This window comes from Spirosoma oryzicola, assembly GCF_021233055.1.
GTDB lineage: Bacteria > Bacteroidota > Bacteroidia > Cytophagales > Spirosomataceae > Spirosoma > Spirosoma oryzicola.
Window position 1 is genome coordinate 2849035 of record NZ_CP089538.1, and the last position, 19522, is coordinate 2868556.

General features: G+C 50.7%; 16 protein-coding genes and 1 pseudogene. 11 read left to right on the forward strand and 6 right to left on the reverse strand.

What is annotated here, in order from left to right:
- Positions 1 to 39: 39 nt before the first annotated feature.
- Entirely contained in the window at positions 40 to 582 is a 543-nt protein-coding gene (locus tag LQ777_RS12040) for a hypothetical protein (RefSeq protein WP_232562766.1), read from the reverse strand.
- Between the two features lie 181 nt (positions 583 to 763).
- Between LQ777_RS12040 and LQ777_RS12045 the strand changes: the two genes are divergently transcribed.
- Together LQ777_RS12045 and LQ777_RS12050 are read left to right on the forward strand one after the other, a co-directional pair.
- Positions 764 to 1417, forward strand: a complete 654-nt coding sequence (locus tag LQ777_RS12045; RefSeq protein WP_232562767.1) for a TetR/AcrR family transcriptional regulator — start codon at positions 764 to 766, stop codon at positions 1415 to 1417.
- Positions 1418 to 1514: 97 nt separating this feature from the next.
- Positions 1515 to 2840: an ABC1 kinase family protein gene (locus tag LQ777_RS12050; RefSeq protein ID WP_232562768.1), complete on the forward strand. Its 1326-nt coding sequence runs from the start codon at positions 1515 to 1517 to the stop codon at positions 2838 to 2840.
- 53 nt (positions 2841 to 2893) lie between these two features.
- On the opposite strand, the gene LQ777_RS12055 is transcribed toward LQ777_RS12050, so the two are convergent.
- Positions 2894 to 4444 (reverse strand): choice-of-anchor Q domain-containing protein, encoded by a 1551-nt coding sequence (locus LQ777_RS12055; protein ID WP_232562769.1) that lies wholly within the window; start codon positions 4442 to 4444, stop codon positions 2894 to 2896.
- A gap of 230 nt (positions 4445 to 4674) precedes the next feature.
- Here LQ777_RS12055 and LQ777_RS12060 point away from each other — a divergent pair, with 230 nt between their 5' ends.
- Genes LQ777_RS12060 through LQ777_RS12070 form a run of 3 tightly spaced genes read left to right on the forward strand, consistent with a single transcriptional unit; the run spans position 4675 to position 6304 of the window.
- Positions 4675 to 5256, forward strand: a complete 582-nt coding sequence (locus tag LQ777_RS12060) for a deoxycytidylate deaminase (RefSeq protein WP_232562770.1) — start codon at positions 4675 to 4677, stop codon at positions 5254 to 5256.
- Positions 5253 to 5858, forward strand: coding sequence for an acyl carrier protein phosphodiesterase (locus LQ777_RS12065; RefSeq protein ID WP_232562771.1), 606 nt, complete (start codon positions 5253 to 5255; stop codon positions 5856 to 5858). Before LQ777_RS12060 ends, LQ777_RS12065 begins: the two co-directional genes overlap by 4 nt.
- Positions 5855 to 6304 (forward strand): rhodanese-like domain-containing protein, encoded by a 450-nt coding sequence (locus LQ777_RS12070; RefSeq protein ID WP_232562772.1) that lies wholly within the window; start codon positions 5855 to 5857, stop codon positions 6302 to 6304. Before LQ777_RS12065 ends, LQ777_RS12070 begins: the two co-directional genes overlap by 4 nt.
- 52 nt (positions 6305 to 6356) lie before the next feature.
- Here LQ777_RS12070 and LQ777_RS12075 read toward each other — a convergent pair whose 3' ends face one another.
- The gene (locus tag LQ777_RS12075) at positions 6357 to 7235 is read right to left on the reverse strand and encodes an MBL fold metallo-hydrolase (RefSeq protein WP_232562773.1); all 879 of its coding nucleotides are present in this window, start codon (positions 7233 to 7235) and stop codon (positions 6357 to 6359) included.
- Positions 7236 to 7875: 640 nt separating this feature from the next.
- On the opposite strand from LQ777_RS12075, the gene holA reads away from it, so the two are divergent.
- The 3 genes from holA to LQ777_RS12090 all read left to right on the forward strand — a co-directional run bounded on the left by holA (position 7876) and on the right by LQ777_RS12090 (position 12144).
- Positions 7876 to 8910: a DNA polymerase III subunit delta gene (gene holA, locus LQ777_RS12080; RefSeq protein WP_232562838.1), complete on the forward strand. Its 1035-nt coding sequence runs from the start codon at positions 7876 to 7878 to the stop codon at positions 8908 to 8910.
- A gap of 215 nt (positions 8911 to 9125) precedes the next feature.
- The gene (locus LQ777_RS12085) at positions 9126 to 11528 is read left to right on the forward strand and encodes a TonB-dependent receptor (RefSeq protein ID WP_232558184.1); all 2403 of its coding nucleotides are present in this window, start codon (positions 9126 to 9128) and stop codon (positions 11526 to 11528) included.
- Between the two features lie 46 nt (positions 11529 to 11574).
- Positions 11575 to 12144 (forward strand): hypothetical protein, encoded by a 570-nt coding sequence (locus LQ777_RS12090; RefSeq protein WP_232558185.1) that lies wholly within the window; start codon positions 11575 to 11577, stop codon positions 12142 to 12144.
- A 122-nt stretch (positions 12145 to 12266) separates the two neighbouring features.
- Here LQ777_RS12090 and LQ777_RS12095 read toward each other — a convergent pair.
- Positions 12267 to 12836: pseudogene (locus tag LQ777_RS12095) on the reverse strand (pirin family protein); the annotation flags it as partial.
- A gap of 355 nt (positions 12837 to 13191) precedes the next feature.
- Here LQ777_RS12095 and dinB point away from each other — a divergent pair.
- The gene (dinB, locus tag LQ777_RS12100) at positions 13192 to 14232 is read left to right on the forward strand and encodes a DNA polymerase IV (RefSeq protein ID WP_232558187.1); all 1041 of its coding nucleotides are present in this window, start codon (positions 13192 to 13194) and stop codon (positions 14230 to 14232) included.
- 175 nt (positions 14233 to 14407) lie between these two features.
- Complete coding sequence (locus LQ777_RS12105; protein ID WP_232558188.1) at positions 14408 to 14650, forward strand: hypothetical protein; 243 nt, start codon at positions 14408 to 14410, stop codon at positions 14648 to 14650.
- 9 nt (positions 14651 to 14659) lie between these two features.
- Here the strand turns inward: LQ777_RS12105 and LQ777_RS12110 are convergent, their stop codons facing one another.
- Entirely contained in the window at positions 14660 to 17104 is a 2445-nt protein-coding gene (locus LQ777_RS12110) for a TonB-dependent receptor (RefSeq protein WP_232558189.1), read from the reverse strand.
- A gap of 947 nt (positions 17105 to 18051) precedes the next feature.
- On the opposite strand from LQ777_RS12110, the gene LQ777_RS12115 reads away from it, so the two are divergent.
- Positions 18052 to 19170, forward strand: coding sequence for a trans-sulfuration enzyme family protein (locus LQ777_RS12115; protein ID WP_232562839.1), 1119 nt, complete (start codon positions 18052 to 18054; stop codon positions 19168 to 19170).
- Here LQ777_RS12115 and LQ777_RS12120 read toward each other — a convergent pair.
- A complete protein-coding gene (locus LQ777_RS12120) occupies positions 19167 to 19481 on the reverse strand; it encodes a hypothetical protein (protein WP_232558190.1) in 315 nt (104 codons plus the stop codon). The genes LQ777_RS12115 and LQ777_RS12120 overlap by 4 nt on opposite strands.
- Positions 19482 to 19522: the final 41 nt, after the last annotated feature.

Sequence of the window (19522 nt, forward strand, 5' to 3'; positions counted from 1 at the left end):
TCATTATAAACTGTCGGCTTTACCAGACCGCATTGTGGATCAATGATTGACCGCCTTGTTGGTTGAATCTTTTTTGGGAGCGGGTGGGCGGTACCCGCCGATGTCTTTCTGCATCGCTTCCTTCTTCGACTGATAAAGCGACCATTGATCCGCAGTCAGGATCGGACGAAGTTTATCTTCTTTTTCTTCGTTCATCATCAGCATCATATCCTGAATCTGCTTGATCGTTTCGGGCGAAGGGCGTTCCCCTTTCGTACCAACGATGTCCTTGATAGCGTCCTGCTGCTGACTGGCGTATTCATTGTTGAGCTGTTTGACCGCCTTCGCCTGATCTTTCGTCAGCGCCAGATTGTCTTTCAGCCACTTCGTTTCTTTGTTTGCCATGTCACCGGCGATGTTGGGAATCGACGCTCGTGGCGAGGAACTCGGCATGCTTTGCATACCACCCATGCGCCCATAACCGCCACCGCCATAGCCGCCCCCGTAGCCCCCGTACTGACCAAAGCTCGCATGCGTGAGCATCAGTCCCGTACCCAGGCATACACTAGACAACAATACGCTTAAACGAATCCGAAATTTCATGATAATTGCTTCTTGGACAAGTACAGTTGTTAAACGGCAAAGTTCGCTAAAAATTAAAGGAAACCCATATTTCTTTGCGTAATCATTCGTTCGAAGGCCAAGCCGATAATTAAGGCTTTAAGGCCCTGTTAAGGACGATTTTTCCTAAACTTTTCTTTCCAACAGTCCGTTAGTTAAGCATATGGAAACGCTCGAAAAAATTCGTAAAGCGTACACCGAGTACGTCCTCGAAAACGGAAAACAACCCACCTCTGTCTTCCAGTTTGCCAAGAAGCTAAAACTAGCCGAAGCCGATTTCTACAAGGACTATGCGTCCTTCGACGCCATTGAGGCTGATGTCTGGCTAACGTTTTTCAACGAAGCGAAAGCAACCGTTGAAGCCGACGAAACGTACCAAGGCTATTCGGTGCGGGAAAAAGTACTGGCTTTTTATTACACCTGGATTGAATTGCTCAAAACGCAGCGCAGCTTTGTCGTCTACAGCGTTGGGCGATTGCGGGAAGAAAGCAAGAACCAGCGCGGGCTGGGTGCTTCTAAATCGCAGGTTCTTCAACCATTCAAGGAAGCTTTCTTCGACTACGCCCGCGACCTGCTGGCCGAAGGTCGTGAAAGTAAGGAAGTCGAGCCTCGTCCGTTTATTACGGACCGCTACCCGAACGCGCTCTGGGCGCAAACCCTTTATCTGCTCGATTTCTGGGTGCGTGATGTGAGTAAAAACTTTGAAAAAACCGATACCGCTATCGAAAAAGCGGTCAATACGGCGTTCGATCTTATCGGTCGCTCACCGCTCGATACCCTTGTTGATTTCGCCAAGTTCATGTACCAAAATAAATGAGTGAATCGTGAATGCGTGATTGAGCGAACAGCTATCGGTAGACCGGTATACGGGCGCGAAACTTACTCATTCATTCGCTTAATTACCTATTGAGAAAATGAAAACCCAAAGCTCCGTCCCAACGACCAAAGTTGCCCGTGCCAGCCAGTTTGTGAAGGCCGGAGTAAAGGTCGGTGGGAATTACATCAAGCATTACAGTAAGAAACTGATTGATCCAAGCCTGTCGCGCGAAGAACTGCACCAGGACAACGCGGCTGATATTTACAATGCCCTGAGCGAATTGAAAGGATCGGCCCTGAAAATGGCGCAGATGCTCAGTATGGACCGGGGCCTGCTGCCGGTGGCTTATTCCGACAAATTCACGATGGCGCAGTATTCGGCTCCGCCCTTATCGGGGCCGCTGGTTGTCAAAACATTCCGGACGTATTTCGGTAAAGCACCGTCTCAACTGTTTGATAAGTTTGACAGTGAAGCGATGAACGCGGCTAGTATCGGGCAGGTGCATCAGGCGTGGAAAGACGGTAAAAAGCTGGCTGTCAAAGTGCAGTATCCGGGGGTAGCCGACGCGGTAAGCTCTGACTTAAAGATTGCAAAACCACTGGCGGTTCGGCTGCTTAGTCTCAACGAGCGCGACATTGACCGGTACATGGGTGAAGTAGAATCGAAGCTGCTCGAAGAAACTGACTATGAACTCGAACTTCGGCGGTCGATCGAGATTTCGGAAGCCTGCGCGCACATTCCGGGCTTGATCTTTCCAAAATACTATCCCGAACTATCGTCGAAGCGCATCCTAACCATGGACTGGCTCGATGGGTTGCATTTAAAAGATTTCCTGAAAACAAATCCCTCGCAGGAGGTGCGTAACCGCATTGGGCAGTCGCTGTGGGATTTTTACGATTACCAGATCCATACGCTGCGTCAGGTTCACGCCGATCCCCATCCGGGCAACTTCCTGATGCGCCCGGACGGTACGATGGGCGTTATTGATTTCGGCTGTGTAAAAGTCATTCCGGATTTCTACTATGACAATTACTTCCGGCTTGTTAATCCCGACACGATTGATGATGATGCGCTGACGGAGACGATTTTCGAAAACCTGGAGTTTTTAAATCCGCAGGATTCACCAAGAGACCGTGCGTTTTTCTCCGATCTGTTCAAGCAGATGATCCGGATGTTAGGCGAACCCTTTGCCGTCGATGAATTCGACTTTGGCGATGATGCTTATTTTAACAAAGTGTACGCCTTTGCCGAAGATTTGTCGAAAGTAGAGGAGTTGAAAAGCTCGAAGGTCGCCCGGGGATCGCAGGATGGGCTGTACGTAAACCGAACCTATTACGGCTTGTACGCGATGCTCAATGAATTAAAAGCCAAGGTGGTGACGACCAAACCCGAATGGCTTCGCTCAAAGAAAGTACTAGCATAGCATGTGCTTTTAAAAACCCGCTGGTTGTTTGACCAGCGGGTTTTTTATGGACTTTACTGCCGACGCTGCACGGTGAATGGTACGCAGGGCGTTGGTTTGCACACCGACAGTTCGTAAGCTCCCATATCCACCCGGCCATCCTGAATTCGGGCTTGTCCGGCGAGATCGGTGGCCGGTAAACCCGTGACAGTTGGATCACCAGCGTTTAGCGCGGGGCTCGTCGGCTTTAGGCGAAAATTGCCGTTGTCAGGATCCGTAAAGAGCGGATCGGCGTTGAGGTTGTTGCCTAAATTGTATTCAGCTGGGGCTCCTGCGTACTCCTGCGTGAGAAACGTACCGTTAACAATGGAGTTTTTGACCGTCGGAAAAGCGTTGTAGCCGAAGGAGATCGATTCGTTTTTGTACGAAAAGTTATCCCAGATAATGCAGTTTTTAAGAATCGGGTGGGGAAGGTATGCGCTGGTCGATTTGGTGTAGCCGTCACTGTAAACACTATCCTGAATGGCAAGGGCTCCACCGGCCGCCGACAAGGATTTGTTTTGCGTAAAGCTGCAATTGATGAACTGAGGAGTACTCGTCCCGTTGAGGAACGAACCCGTAAAAACAGCCCCGCCACCGGTGGCCTGGTTGTTGGTAAACAGGCAGTTGTAGAGCGATGGGCTACTATCCTGATTGAACGCGTCGACAAACAAAGCGCCACCGCTGCCGCCGTTATTCGACCCGGCCAGGTTGCCGTTGAACGTACAATTGGTTAACTGCGGATTGCAGTTGAAGACGAAAATACCACCACCCCAGAAAGAGCTATTGTTAACGAATGTACACGCTTGAATGACCAGATTCCTGACGGAGTTGATATAAACGGCTCCACCGCTCCCCAGACCAATCGCTTTGTTGTTTCTGAACAAGCAATTGATGATCCGGGATGAAGCAGCCGTAGAGCAAGCCGCCCCGCTGCTGTACAGACCGCAGCCAAAACTAGCTCGGTTCTGTTCGATGGTGCAGTTGATAATCGATGGTGTACTGCATTTTTTGACGCTGATATTTTGAATGCCACCGCCCGTTTTTCCAATGTCATTGGCCTGCACGCCTTCGCCAAGCACGTAAGACGTTGAGCCGTTAGCCAGATTGGCTACGCCACCGCTGATGGTGAGGCCGTTGAGCTGGGTCGTTTCGTCGGCATCCTGGATGGAAACGACGTGATAGGAATTGTCGGCCTGCGACGCGGGTAGGTCCGAACCGTCTCCCGAGTTGTAGGGAAAGCCAATATCGCCCGATAAAATGGTGGTGTTGATCGTGTAATTGCGCTGGTCCAGTGCTGTCTCCGTTCCGGCAAATCCGCCGTACACCGATACGCCCGTAGCGATACTGAATGACGCTGTTCGGTCGGTAGTCGTGGTCGGTTTGTAGGTGCCAGCGGCTAGCCAGTACTGGGTTCCCGTAGCGGCCCTTGCCACACGACTCGCCAGTTGGGTACCGGGTAGCGAATTAGACCAGGAGTTTCCCGACCCGTTACCACTGCCGGAGGGCGTTACGTAGACGATGGATTGGGCCAGCGAAACGACTGAAACGAAGCAGCAGAGTAGCAAAAAGGACAAACTTTTCATTAAGATCGATAGAATAGGGCGGCTTAAATGACAAACATAGTTAAAAAGCAGTATCTCAGGACAAATACCCTTGTGTTCAGCAACGGAGAAAGGCGGTATACGCTGATCGGGCAAGAAACATGCCACCCTTGGATGAATAAGACAAACCAGCCATTACGATTATCAAAATAAAATGGTTGAACTTTGCGTAATCATACAAAGCACGTAAACCACCGCAACGATTAAGATCGATGTTACTTTCTGCGCAAACGCCCGAATCCCACACCAGACCGCGATTCGACGATATTTTTATGGAACTGGCCGTCAATCTGGCCCGACGGTCGCACTGCATCAAGGCGCAGGTTGGGGCGGTACTGGCCCGCGACACCCGGATTATTTCCATTGGCTATAACGGACCACCGGCGGGTACGCACAACTGCGATGAAGAATATCCGGGAGTCGGTTGCCCGCGTGACTCGAAGGGATCCTGCTCGTTGGCGCTCCATGCCGAACAAAACGCAATTTTATACGCGGCAAAAAACGGTTCCGAAATTGAAGGCGCAACGATCTATGTCACGCTGTCGCCTTGTATCGCCTGCGCGCGGATCATTTACAGCATGAAAATCGCCCGGGTGATCTATTTGCATTCGTACGCGGAATACAAAGGCATACCGTCCGACGAAGGCGTTGATTTCCTGCGTCGGTTTGGCGTTACGGTCGAACGGTATCAGCCGGGCGAAGGCGTTACGCTACTGGCAGAACCACCGTTGTCTAGTGCCGTCACGTCGCAGAAAACCGTTGGAACGCCGGAACGCGATTCGTCGATCCGATGAACATACTGGCGCATGGCTATCTATCGGACCGTAACGATGGGTTACTAATCGGTAATTTCATTGGTGATTTTATCAAGGGCGATCCCACTCACCCGCGTCATCGGCTTAGTCCCATCGAAATTGCGGGGGTCCGTCTGCACCGGGAAATCGATACGTTTACCGATACGCACCCCGACGTGGCAGCCGTGCGCGATCTCCTGCACCCGCGTTGTCACAAGTACGCGGGTGTTGCTGTCGATGTGTTTTTCGATCATTTCCTGGCGGTCCATTTTGAGGAATTGACAAATGAGCCATTGGCCCTTTTCACCGATTTTTTTTACGGATCGCTACAACGACTGTCGGTACGATTTCCGTCACCGGCGGTCCGTATGCTCGATGCAATGGTTCAGTACGACTGGATCATGCAGTACCAGACCCTGGCGGGCATCGACCGTTCGCTAAAGGGCATTGCCCGCCGGACCGCATTTCCCTCTGGATTGGATACCGCTATTATTGATTTAGAACGCTATTACAGTCAGATTGACAGACATTTCACGTATTTTTGGACTGCTTTAGTCGCGCATAGCCAACAAACGCGCATCGCCTTACTTGCTGACTTATGAACCGAACCGTCAAATTTTCCTCGCTTGCCGTCATTCTCGTTTTTCTCTGTGCTGCGATTGCGCAGATCAGCTGGAAAAACGCGGAACCCTGGCGACCTGACCAGCTCATGGAAACCGCTGACCTGGCGGCTATGATTTCAGGCACGGATGCCAGCAAGCCACTAATTATCAGCATAGGACCAGCGGCCACCATCAAAGAATCGGTAGGCGTGGGGCCTGCTCGCGAAGCGGAGAATCTGGCCAAGCTAGAACAGTTGTTGAGCAAGGAATCGAAAGACCGGGCAATTGTCATTTACTGTGGTTGCTGTCCGTTCAAGAACTGCCCAAACATTCGTCCGGCTTTTACCAAACTCAACGAAATGGGCTTCAAAAACCATAAGCTGCTGAACATCACCCAAAACCTAAAAGTCGATTGGCTCGACAAAGGCTATCCGGCTATCGACTGATCCGTACGCTGGCTGTTTAAGCGAGGGTATGATTTGGTTCGCTGATCAACGATCAGTGATTGACTGGTGTTTCCTGTAAGATGTTCCGGTGCGTTTGTCCGGGCAGTACGCGGTACACCGGAATATCGATCTTAAACTCTTTACACAAGCTTTTTAGTTTGCCGTCGATCTGCTCGTGCGTGTAACGTGACGAAAAATGCCCCAGGATTAAAGCGTCGAGGGTAAGTTCGGAAACCATTTTCAGCACATCTTCGAGGCTACTATGTTTATTATATCGGGTATCCGAGCTATCGATGTCGTTACGATCCAGAAAAGTCGCTTCGTGAATAAGAATTTGCGCGTTGTTCCATTTATCGAAATTCTCGACGGGGGTATCGCCTGAGTATGCCAGCAGATTCGTTCTGACCTCTTGGGTCATGGTCTCCCGGCCAATAGAACGCGCCAGCTGGACGATTTCCGATTGGGGCAACGCTAGGTATTCTTCCTTTAATTTGGCTTTTGTTTGATAAACCAGAAAGCCAAAGCTTTTGTGTTCGTTCGGCGCTGCTCGGACGTGGTTGTTTTTAACGGCCTGAACAAACGTATTTTTGTTGATCTGGACAGGTTCCTCTTCTTTCATCCCGCTCCAAACCGTTTGCTTTACGCGCCTGTCGAAGTTTTTGGAAAACTCTTCCAGCGCCCGAAACGAATTCGAATCGTTGGGGAAATAGATATGCGGAAAACCCTCGCGGGCGTTCAGTTGATTTAGTTGTAACAAACCGGTCAGATGATCCCGGTCGGCGTGGGAAATAAAGACATTTTCTATTTTTCTGGACTTTTGTAACAGCGAAGAAATCAGTCCGTCACCGGCGTCAAAGAGCAGTCCCAAGTCTTCGATGAAATACCAGGTTGCAAATAAGGCGGTAGAATAAGCTGTTATGTTTAGATTCATCCAGAGAGCAGTTGTGTTCGTCGCTTACCTTGCGCGACAGGTAGGCTGGGTCAGCGTATTGCACCCGTTATGACAAGCGAACGGCAGGAGAAAAGTTTGTGCCGTGCTTTATAGATTATCGTGTGGTTTTCGCCGTCTCAGGCAAGAACAGCTTATCAATATCAGCAGAAGCGTATGGATCATAGCATAAAGGATATAAGGCAGGCCGTAGACGAACTGAAACACCAACTTGTTTACTGCAAACGGTTAGGTAAATCGGCTTCCGACTCCTCGGCACGGGTCAGGCAGCAGCTACAAAAAACGAAACAGCGACAGGCTACAATTGACGAACAAATTTGTCAAACCAAGTCAACTTATGTCAGCTGGCAAGCCCGTTTGGATGGTCTGGCCGCCAGGTTGCATATAATTAAGAGCGAGTTGACGAAAACAACTCTTTACTAAAGAGACGGAATTACATTTAATGGCACTGCCTTCCGTTATCCATTGCCTTTAGTGCGGTATGAATGGTCAGGAACTATTAATTTTGCCTTATTATCCAGTATCTAGTTTTTCGGCTTATCGTTGCGAAGCCTGTTGCAACTGATTCATCAGAAGCGATGAACCGCCAATGAAAGCCTATAAACTACAAACTCAGTTCGTTTTGATTCCTGCCGTTGACGCTTTATTGAAAGACATCCGAAACAAGCGGATTGCTCCTGTTTACCTGATTCATGGTGATGAGCCTTATTACCTTGACCGTATTGCCGAAGAACTCGAAAAAGTAGCTATTCCGGTTGCCGAACGTGGGTTTAATCAATTTGTGCTTTTCGGAAAAGACACCGACGCCGGGGCGGTGCTGAACTACGCCCGACGCTATCCGTTTATGGCCGAACGCCAACTGGTGATCGTCAAGGAAGCGCAACAGATGGCCGGAATCGGGGACAAATCAACGCAAACGCTGTTCGAGGATTATGCGCTAAATCCGCTGCCCAGTACCATCTTAATGCTCTGCTACGTCAAGGAAGAAGGTAAATCGGGCCTCGACGAGCGTAAATCCTGGGTGAAAGCTTTTGGGTCGAAGGGTAAGTTACTCGGCGTTAAAAAGCTGTACGATAACAAGATACCGGACTGGGTGGGGGAGTACTGCCGCGAACAGGGCGCTAAGATCAGTCCCAAGGCCTGCCAGCTCCTGGCCGACCACATTGGCAACGATTTGAAACGACTGGCGGGTGAGATCGACAAAATACTGATCAACCTGCACGTTGGTGAAGAAATTTCGGCTGCGACCGTCGAACGACTGGTGGGTATCAGCAAAGAATACAACGTTTTTGAACTGCAAAAGGCGCTGACCCAGCGCGATGTGGTCAAGGCAAATCAGATTGTCGATTACTTCGCCCGCAACCCGAAAGATAACCCACTAGTGGTCATTCTGGCCCAGTTGTTTGGTTATTTTAGCAAAGTGCTGCTGGTGCAGTCGTCCAAAGACCAGACCGACAAAGGGCTGGCTCCGCTTTTGGGCGTTAATCCGTTCTTTTTGAAAGATTACCTCACTGCGGCCCGCACGTTCACGTTGCCAAAAGTCGCCGATATCATTCATGCCATTCGCCGGGCCGATGCGCAAAGTAAGGGAATCGATACGCCAACGATGAACGAAGGGGATATTCTTCGCGAACTGGTGTTTAGTATTCTGCATTAGACACTTGACTTTTTATTGCCAAAGCCGCTTTACTGACCCAGTAAAGCGGCTTTTTGCTGACTACGGAGTACCCGAAAACAAGCCAGCCATTTTTCGCCAAAAACAAATTTAAGCCAGTAAGCACCCGACGATGGGTGGAGAGTCATACCTTTTTGTTAATATTGCAACATAGTTGCATTAATAACCGTTTACTTGGTTAAGACGACAGAGAGCTGATGCGTGTTTTAAGGAAGCTTGGCTTGTTGGCTGGGTTGCTCATCAGCACAATTACGTCGGGATGGTCGCAGTCGGCAACCTGCCCGACGGTGTTGAGTGGGAAAATTATAGGAAAAGACAACCGGGAACCGCTGATGGGAGCCACCGTGTATGTTCGCGAACTGACGACGGGTGCCGTGGCTGATTCAACGGGTGGTTTTCGCCTGGAGAAGTTATGTCCAGGAAATTATACAATTGACTATCAGTTTGTTGGTTATAAATCGGTTACGCTTTCTGTAGTCGTTGGTACAGAGCCGTTGATTACGCAGCCAACAATTACGCTCGCTCCTGAAAACGAAACCTTGAAGGAGGTGGTCGTTACGGAACGTCGTTCGGAAGCGCAGCAGCTGCTTCAGGTGCAAACCGAGCTTTCGGGGAATGCCCTCGACGCATCGCGCGGACAATCGCTGGGGGAAAGTCTGAAAACGCTGCCCGGCTTATACTCCATTCAAACCGGACCGTCTATATCCAAGCCGGTTATTCACGGTTTGTACAGCAACCGAATTTTGACGCTCAACAACGGGGTTCGGCAGGAAGATCAGCAGTGGGGCAGCGAACACGCTCCGCAGATCGACCCATTTCTGGCGTCCCGGCTGACGGTGATCAAGGGTGCGGCCAGCATCCGGTACGGTTCTGATGCCATTGGCGGGGTAATTCTGGTCGAGCCTAAAGCGTTGCCCACAATCCCCGGTGTTGGTGGGGAGGTGAACGCGGTAGCTGGTACAAACGGTCGGCAGGGAACGATTTCAGGATTGGTTGAACAGGCATTCGGGAAAAAACTAACTGGCCTGAGCTGGCGGTTGCAGGGGACGCTCAAGCGCGTCGGGTACGCCAAAACACCGAATTACTACCTGGAAAACAGTAGTTACCACGAGAATAACCTATCGGGAACGATCAATTACACGCGTAAGCACGTGGGAGCCGAGGTGTTTTACAGTCAGTTTTATACGAAAGTTGGCTTATTTACCGGAGCGCAGGTCGGTAGCCTGACGGATTTTTATGCCGCTATCGCCCGGCCCGAACCGCTGAGCCAGCCCGGTTTTTCGTATGATCTGGGCCGACCGTATCAACAGGTTCAGCACGATTTGCTGAAAGTGCGGGCGTTTGTCCGGTCGGAGCGGTTCGGTACGGTAACGGCGGTTGTTGCCCGTCAGCAGAATGTTCGGCGCGAGTATGATATTCAGTCGTTTAGCCGCGTTACTGATCCTGAACTGTACCTGAAACTCGTTACGCAAACCGTTGATCTGACGTGGGAGCACCAACCCGTTAAAACTGCAAACGGTGGTCAGTGGTCGGGAACGGTCGGCTTTAACGGGATTACGCAGGGAAACGTCCGAAGGTATCTGTTTTTGATTCCGAACTACCGCAACTACGGGGCAGGTTTGTTTGCCATTGAGCGGTACGCCCGCGACCGCTGGACGGTAGAAGGCGGCATTCGATACGATTACCGTTGGCTACGGGCATTTTTTCTGGACGAGCGAACGAACCTGACCACGGCGCGTACCCGCGATTGGCGTAACCTGACCGGTTCGTTGGGTACTACCTATCAGATGAGCCAGAATCTAACCCTGTCGGGTAATCTGAGTACGGCCTGGCGCGCCCCCACGGTCAGCGATCTGTATTCCGATGGGCTGCACCAGAGCGCCGTGGCTTATGAGCGGGGCAATCCGAATTTGAATCCGGAACAGGCGTATAATCTGACGGTTTCGGTTGAATACACGGGTAAACGGTTGTATGCGGACTTGGGGCTGTACAACAACTGGATCAACAATTACATTTATCTGAAACCCGACTCGGTACCCATCGTCCGGCAGCGGGGGGCTTTCCCGGCGTATTCGTACAGCCAGGTGCGGGCAACCTTTCGGGGTGTTGATGCAACCATTCGCTATAAGTTGACCGATCAGCTGACGTTTACGTCCAAAACGTCACTGCTGTTCGCTTACGATCACACGAACGACGATTACCTGGTTTATATTCCGGCGAACCACACTGATAACGGGTTACGCTACGATTTTGCTACCGATAAGCAGCGACGCATTGCGGACGTGTATGTCAGTCTGAGCAGCCAATACGTAGCCCGGCAAAATCGGGTGCCGACGGTTACGCAGCGGCAGGAAAACGGGCAGATCATTTTTACCGGCGATTTTGCTCCCCCGCCACCCGCTTATTCACTGGTGGGTGCAGAAGTTGGTTTCGCCTGGAGGTTGGGGACGCGACCCATGACCATTATCGTTACCGGAACCAATTTGCTGAACCGCGCTTACCGGGACTACCTCGACCGGTTCCGTTATTTCGCGGATGAGCCCGGACGCAACATCATGCTGAAAGTAAAACTACCTCTGTCGTTTGATCGGCGTAGTTGACTTCGTCTTTGCTAATTTTTTGTTTCACTATAACCTGACGTACTTTATGCAATTAATGAGAAAAGCCCTGTGGATGGTGTTGCCCGTTATGCTGTTGGCCGGAGCCTGTAAAAAAGACGAAGAAAACGTAGCCCCAACGGACGACAACGAAGCGATTACAACGGCGACGCTGACGTTGACGAACAAAGCGAACGCGAGTGATGTCGTCACCGCTACCGTCGAAAACCTGAATACTACCGCCGATTTCAGCAAAGCAACGTTGAATTTAAAGGCAAACACGACCTACTCGGGCGTAGTAACCCTGCTCGATAAAACCAAGACGCCGACGCTCGATGCTACGGAAGAGATAAAAGAAAAGGCTAACGAGCACTTGTTCGTATACACGTACACGGCAACGACTGGCGCGGCTTCGTCACTGGCTGTTACCATCACCGACAAGGATAGTAACCCGGCACCGGGGCCTTACCCAATCGGGCTAACAACGGACATGAAAACGGGCGCTGCCGGGACGGGAAAATTAAAGGTTGTATTGCGTCACCAGCCAAATACCAAGAACGGTACGGCTACACCTGGCTCCTCAGACCTCGACACTGATTTTTCGGTTGTCGTTCAGTAATAGCGCACTGTCGTAAAACTGCCCCAACCGGACGACTCATACATAATGTCGTCCGGTTGGGGCAATTAGGTTTATCAGGAAAGAGGCTGCGGGGGTGGCGTACCCGCTGGTCTGGACCGGTCTTCGGGAAAACCTGTCGGTAAGCCAAATCGAGTACCGGTTTGTAAAACAACGTGCGTATAAAACAAAGGAGAGTGCGTTTTAACAGCGTTGTGAAGGCCAAACGCATCGCCCGCAATCAGGCGCATCCAGATTCCTTTATCAGTGAAGATGGGTAGTTCGTGGGGGTGATAATTGTCGAAAGTAGGGGTACTTTCTTCATCGGCTTCGGGTAGAGCCACCCAAGTTTGGCCAGCCAGCATAGCCGGGTCTTCGAACCGCTCCGAATGCGCAATACCGCTGCCCGCCGTCATCCAGTTTACTTCGCCGGGGCGGATTAGCTGCTGAACTCCCAGGCTGTCACGGTGGGTAACCTGCCCATCAAACAGATAACTAACGGTTGACAGGCCAATGTACGAATGCGGCAACACATCCATGTTCGTTATCTGGTTCGGATCAATAGAAACGGGGCCACCGTGATCCATAAAAATGAACGGGCCAAGCATCCGTCGCAACTGATAGGGCAGAATGCGCTTTACCGTAAATCCATTGCCCAGCGAAGCCGGACGCACGTCAATAACCAGGTCTAACATAGCCGAAATTGGAATGGATCATCTCAAAAATGCGGAATCGCTTTTACAACAAGCAAGCGTTTGTCAGAAAGCGTACTGCTGAGTTACTTACGCCGTTTACGCGTCAATTTCGCCCATTTACGTTAAATCTTGTCGATGAAAATTTACGGGTAGTTATAAAACATAGCGCGTAACGAAGCCGTTAGCTAAGTGTAAAAGAGAATTTTTTAAAGCTTGGCTCGTATTGAAGTCCGGCTTTTTTGTCTTTTGAACGATAGCTTTGTCGGTACCATAAAGCCGTTGATGGCTGCAAAAAGCTAGCCTGGCCAGTAACACGTTGAATCAGTCCCAGAATCGCAAAATAATTCACATTGACATGGATGCCTTTTACGCATCCGTCGAGCAACGGGACAATGAACATCTTCGGGGAAAGCCCGTTGCGGTAGGGGGCTCCCGGCAGCGTGGTGTTGTAGCCGCTGCCAGTTATGAAGCGCGTCAATTCGGGGTTCGCTCGGCAATGGCGTCGTCCATCGCGATTCGAAAATGCCCCGATCTTATTTTTGTAAAACCTCGCTTTGACGTGTATAAAGCCGTGTCGGCGCAGATACGGGGTATTTTTGCCCAGTACACCCCGCTTATTGAACCGCTCTCACTCGATGAAGCGTATCTGGACGTAACCAACAACCTAGTCAATAATCCGTCCGCTACCCGAATTGCCCAGGCTATCAAAGAGCAGATCCGACAAGAGACGGGGCTGACCGCTTCGGCTGGTGTGTCGTACAACAAATTTCTGGCTAAGCTGGCATCGGATTACCGCAAGCCCGATGGCTTATTTGTTATCAGACCCACTGAGGGCGCAGCCTTTGTGGAAGGATTGGCTGTTGGGCAGTTTCACGGGGTTGGCCGGGTTACCGCAGCAAAAATGAATCAGTTGGGTATTTTCACCGGCGCGGATTTGCGCCAGAAAAGCGAAGCTTTTTTGACCCAGCACTTCGGTAAAGTTGGTCATCATTACTATTCCATTGCCAACGCAGTCGATCACCGCCCGGTAACGCCTGACCGGGTACGAAAATCAGTGGGTTCCGAGACAACGTTCGAGCAGGATCTCACCGATGCTCCCGACCTGCAAAATTCCCTCGAACCACTACTGGACAGTGTATGGAGCTATTGCCAGCGGACGAATGTGTTGGGGCGAACGGTGACGCTGAAAGTCAAGTACGCCGATTTTCAACAAATTACCCGCAGCCGTACCACGCCTAGCCTGATTACGGATCGCACGCTGCTCAAACAGGTGAGTAATGAATTGCTAACCTCTTTGCTTCCCGTGCAAAAGGGTGTACGGTTGCTAGGTATAGCGCTGTCAAGCCTACAGGACTGGTCGACAGCCAGGAATGGGCAATTATCGCTGGATCTGTGAGCAAAGCACGACAGAACGCAGTTACTCTTTGGGTGGTATAAACCGATTAATAAGTAGCTATTTTGTCTATAAGTTTTTATATAGTTCCAATTAATAAGATTTTGTTAACTTATTATTCCTGTAAGGTAACTCACGCTAAATTAGATTTAGCTTTACAGTACTAACGTTAATTGCTATGCATTACGCAGGGTTTATCATTGAAGAAAAGGCTATACCGACGTGTGTTTTTCACGAAGACAGCTATGAACAGGTAGGAACAAGTGTTGCTTACTCGATCAATAACACGCGCACCGGGCTGACCTACGGGCTTAAGCACAGTCTGGAGTCGGCAAAAAAAGCCATCGATAAAAATGGTGCTCGATGGCTTTCTGAATTACCGTCTCATCAGATGGATCAGGAGGCTCCGGTCGTCGCTTAGACGAACTGGTTATCGACCGTCTTTGTCGTCGTTACTAATCTTCTTTCCTTTTTTACCGCCACCCGTGTTCATTTGGCCAAACCGCCATTCGAACGTCAACCGTACGGAACGGCGAAAGAATGCGTAATTGGTTTGCGACTCAAACGTTGGCGCTGATTGCCGGTTTGTCTGGTACACGCGCTGGTAAAATGGATTGTTGAGTCCCAGGGTCAGGCTAGCCTGTTTGTTCATAAACTCCCGTTTGGCCGAGATACTGTGCCAGTAGAAGCCTGTGTATTGCCCCTGTAAGCTGATCCAGCCCGAGTTGAAATTACCGTTTGCCTGAATCGTGTAATTATTGGGCAGTTTGTAGCTAGTATTCAGATTGGTACTCCATACAATACCACTATTCCCCTGATTCAAAGCCGGGCTGCGCAGATCCACGTAGCGTAGATCGACACCTCCGTTGAGGCTCCAGTTTTTTGTCGGCTGGCTTGTTATGTTCGTGTTGAGGCCATACGCCTTACGCTGGGCAATGTTCTGAGGGGTCGTGAGGGAGGTCCCCGAAGCATCGACCGTTGCCAGGTATTCGATGGCATTGTTTGTAAATCGCCAGTATAAGGCCGTGTTTAACGAGAGTCCTTTTTTGGTGCTGACGTTATAGGACAGCTCCGTGGCGTGGCTCAGTTCGGGATCTAAGTAAGGGTTACCAGTCTGAATATTTTTAGGGTCGCTCTGGTTCAGCCAGGGGTTTAGATACCACACCATAGGGCGTTGTATCCGCTGCGTGTAGCTAACCTTGATCGTCTGGCCCTTGATGCCTTTGGACAAGGTGATGCTGGGAATCAGATTGTTGTACTGACTGACCAGCTTTGTTTTTGTCGTAACAAAATCACCCTGAATAGCAGTATGTTCAAACCGCGCTCCGGCGTTAAGACTCCATTTGCGTTTTGTGTCGAGCCGTAATGACGTATACCCGGAGTAAACCTTTTGGACGTAGTTGAACTCATTTGTTTGAGTCGAGTCCAGTACCAGCTCGCCCAAGCCATCCAGCGACTGGGTCACGCGGTATTCGCTGCCAATATCCCGCAGAATACCCTTGAGACCTGCTTCCAGTTTAATTGTCGTGGTATCCCGGCGTCCGTTTATGGTGAATGGATGCGTGTAATCCGTCTGGAATGTGTATTCTTTGTTGCGACTGTAATTGGTACTGTGTTGACGGTAAATAAGCTGCTCGGCGGTATTATACCGGTCGGTGTCGTAAAAGTAGTTATCGGGCATGCGGCTGAACTGCGTCAGAATCGAAAATTCCTGTCCCGTCTTTTTAAACGTTTTAGTATAGCCCAGATCGAGTTGGCCATTGCCGTACGGGTTGCTGAATCGAATGTCGTTGCGAAACGCTTGCAATTCCTCACCCGACGGGTTGGTCAGCCGGTTGAACACGGTGCTATTGTTTGGATAGTACCCACCCCAGACGTTGGCCGAAAAGTTGATGTGATTGGTTGAATCGGGGTCATACTCGGCGCTCATTTCCCCGTAGCCACCGGTGCCTGTATTGTCAGCGCTATTTTGTTGGGTCAAAATAGAAACGGGCTGGCGACTGCCGTCACTGGCTGTTGTAAAGCCGGTGCGAGTCGACTCGATTTGCCGCTGATTGCGAAACTGGTAACCATTTGCCGAGAGCGAAAAGCCAAATTTTTTCTTTCTTAGGTTCAGACTGGTACCGATTCCCCGGTTTAGATTGCCTGCCGTGGCATTAGCCGAACCGTTGAAGCCTTGAAGTGCTTTTTTGGTGATGATATTGATAATGCCTGCGGACCCTTCGGCATCGTATTTAGCCCCTGGGCTGGTTATAACTTCAATAGATTTGATGGTATTGGCGGGCATCTGGCGCAGGGCATCGGCGAGGTTACGGGCCATCATGGCCGAAGGCTTCCCGTTGATCAGCACTTTGATATTACCGTTGCCACGCATCTGCACATTACCATCGAGGTCAACGCTTAACGTGGGCACTTTACGCAGCACGTCCGCAGCTGTACCGCCAGCGTTCGAAATGTCTTTTTCGGCGTTGTACACCAGCCGGTCGCCTTTGTCCTCCACCAGCGCCTTCTGACCGGCTACGGTTACTTCGCTTAATGTTTTCCCTTCGGCAATCATTCGGATCGAGCCAACGTGCAGGATTGGCTGGGCGTCGGTAAGCGTTACGGCCAGCGGTTTTGAACGGTAGCCAACAAACGACAGCATAAGGGTGTATCGGCCTAACGGTAAATTTGGTAAAACAAACGCGCCAGCGCCGTCTGTGGTGGTGCCCGTAACGAGTTTGGTACCATCCATTAACGCTACGGTAGCGAAAGGAACAGGTTTTGTGGTGCTGGAGTCGGTAAGCGATCCGGTCAGCTTACCTGGGTTAGACACTTGCGCCAGGGCACTAGTCAGCCAGGCACCCAGCAAGAGCAGCGTGAGAAGGTGTTTCATCGATATGGTTGAAGGAAGTTGTTTGGACAGGTGGAAGATACCTGAAGCGTCAGTGTTTGTTAGAAGCGTTTAACGTGCCCCGGTAGCACGCTTATTCGCTCGTTGAACCAAAGAGGTCAGCTAGTAGTGGTGTGTTGCATCGTTGGTGAAAATAATTTTGAATGCTGTCGCCCGTAAAACCTACTTTCAGGAATGAAGACGATCCAGTCATCGAATCATTACAAATAGTCCAGTCTTTTGTCTAGAAAAATGTAAAAAGGCTGGGACTGCTAAAAGAAGCGATGCTAAGAAATTAAATAATTTATATTAGCTGGTATGTCGCAAATACCTAAGTATATTTGCTTAGGTTGTTTTAGCGAAAAATAAATTATTGGTTGCGTTCTGTATGAAGTCTATTGTAATGATGTTGTCGGTATTCGGGCTGTTATCGATGTCCGGCCTGTTTTTGAAGGAATGCATTCAGACACCTTTGGGAACACTATGCCGGGTCAAGACGGGTTTAGCCGCAATGGCTTACGGAACCCTGGCCGTGCTTATGATATGGGGTTTGTTAAATTATTCTATCGAATGAAAGTGACTCCTTAATCTGGTGACACGCTTGAAAGCAAAGCGGTCATAGATGCTGGTTATCAGGTTATATAGCTCGTGTAGAAAATCCAGCAAAGCGTTTCTGTCGTATATGTAGTCAATTATGGCTTCCGCTTCTCCACAACTGAAGCCCGCCATTACTACTATCAAGACCCGGTCTGCACGTATTGCGCAGGCCGGGTTTTTCTGCTTTAAAGCGGTAGTGTGTCCATTGGATGAAGTACTGCAACGGGCTGTGGTCTGGTTTTGGACGCGTTGATGAGCTAGCCGAGGAATGATTGCCGTCATTTAATGGTTAACCCTGTGCATGCCGCTTCTGGAGCCATTTTAGGCCGATTAGCTAACCCTACACACGTATGATCCATTTCGACACCCTTGCTCTCCGTGCTACGCACCAACCTGATCCAACGACCGGAGCCGTCATACCACCCATTTACCTGTCTACCACGTTTGCCCGCGATGAAGCCAACGAATTACCGGCTGACTTCATATACACACGTCCTAACAATCCTACCCGTGAAGCATTGGAGAAAGCACTGGCCGCGCTTGAAGGGGGGGCGGTTGCTATGGCCTTCGGATCGGGACAGGCCGCTACCATGACGCTGTTTCAGGCGTTGCGGCCGGGTGATCACGTCTTACTATCTGCTGATTCCTATTACGGTACGCCCGCCCTCCTCGAACAGGTATTTCATCCGTGGGGGCTGACGTATACACGCGTCGATATGAGTGATCTTGATGCGGTGCAGCAGTCGATTCACGAAAATACCCGTGTCGTCTGGTGTGAAACGCCTTCGAACCCTATGTTGTCGATTACCGACCTGCTGACCGTAAGTCGGCTGGCTCACGAAGCCGGAGCCATTTGCGTTTGTGATAATACCTGGGCGACGCCCGCTCTGCAACGCCCTTTCGACTTCAATTGCGATGTGGTTATGCACTCGACCACCAAATACCTCAGTGGTCATAGCGATGTGTTGGGAGGAGCGCTGATTTTTAAGCATGACAATGCATTTGCCCAGCGTGTTCGTATGTTGCAGGGTTTGTCGGGGGCGGTACCGTCGCCGTTTGACTGCTGGCTGATTAGTCGGGGCATTAAAACGCTTGGCGTCCGGATTCGGGCGCAAACGGCTACAGCACAAGCTATAGCTGATTTTCTGGATGGGCATCCTGCGGTCGAGCAAGTACACTACCCCGGCTTGGCCAACCACCCCGACCGTGCCTTGATTCATCAGCAAATGAACGCGCCGGGGGCTATGCTGTCCGTCCAGGTCAAGGGAGAAGCCGCCGAAGCCCTGCGATTCATCGGTAAGCTAAAACTGTTCACAAGGGCCACGAGCTTGGGAGGGGTGGAGAGCCTGATCGAGCACCGCGCCAGTGTTGAGGGCCCCAATTCCGCAACACCACAGAATCTGTTGCGAATCTCCATTGGCCTGGAACACGCTGAAGATCTAATTGGCGACCTGGCTCAAGCGTTACGCTAAGGCTTTTTCGGTACGTGCTGGCGCCAATGCCTTTCCCCAGGCATTGGCGTTTGTTTGTCTGGCGGGTAGCTGGGTCGATACCGTTGCAGGGTATAATAGGTAGACGAGTCAGGAATTTTGACTGGCATATTGTCCAGGGTGGCCCGGACCACATTATCGGGGTCAGTAGGCTGTCGGTAAAACGAGTTGGCCGGTAGTAGCGTCGGCATTGCCCGCTGAGTATCGGGCAGGGAGTCGCGCCGGATGGTTGTGGCGGGGAGCTGGGCGTAGGCAAAGCCGGTAGCCAGCAGCATGAGTAGCAGGGATTTCATCGTGTCAGTTCGGTTAAACCGGGTGAATTTACACAAAGACC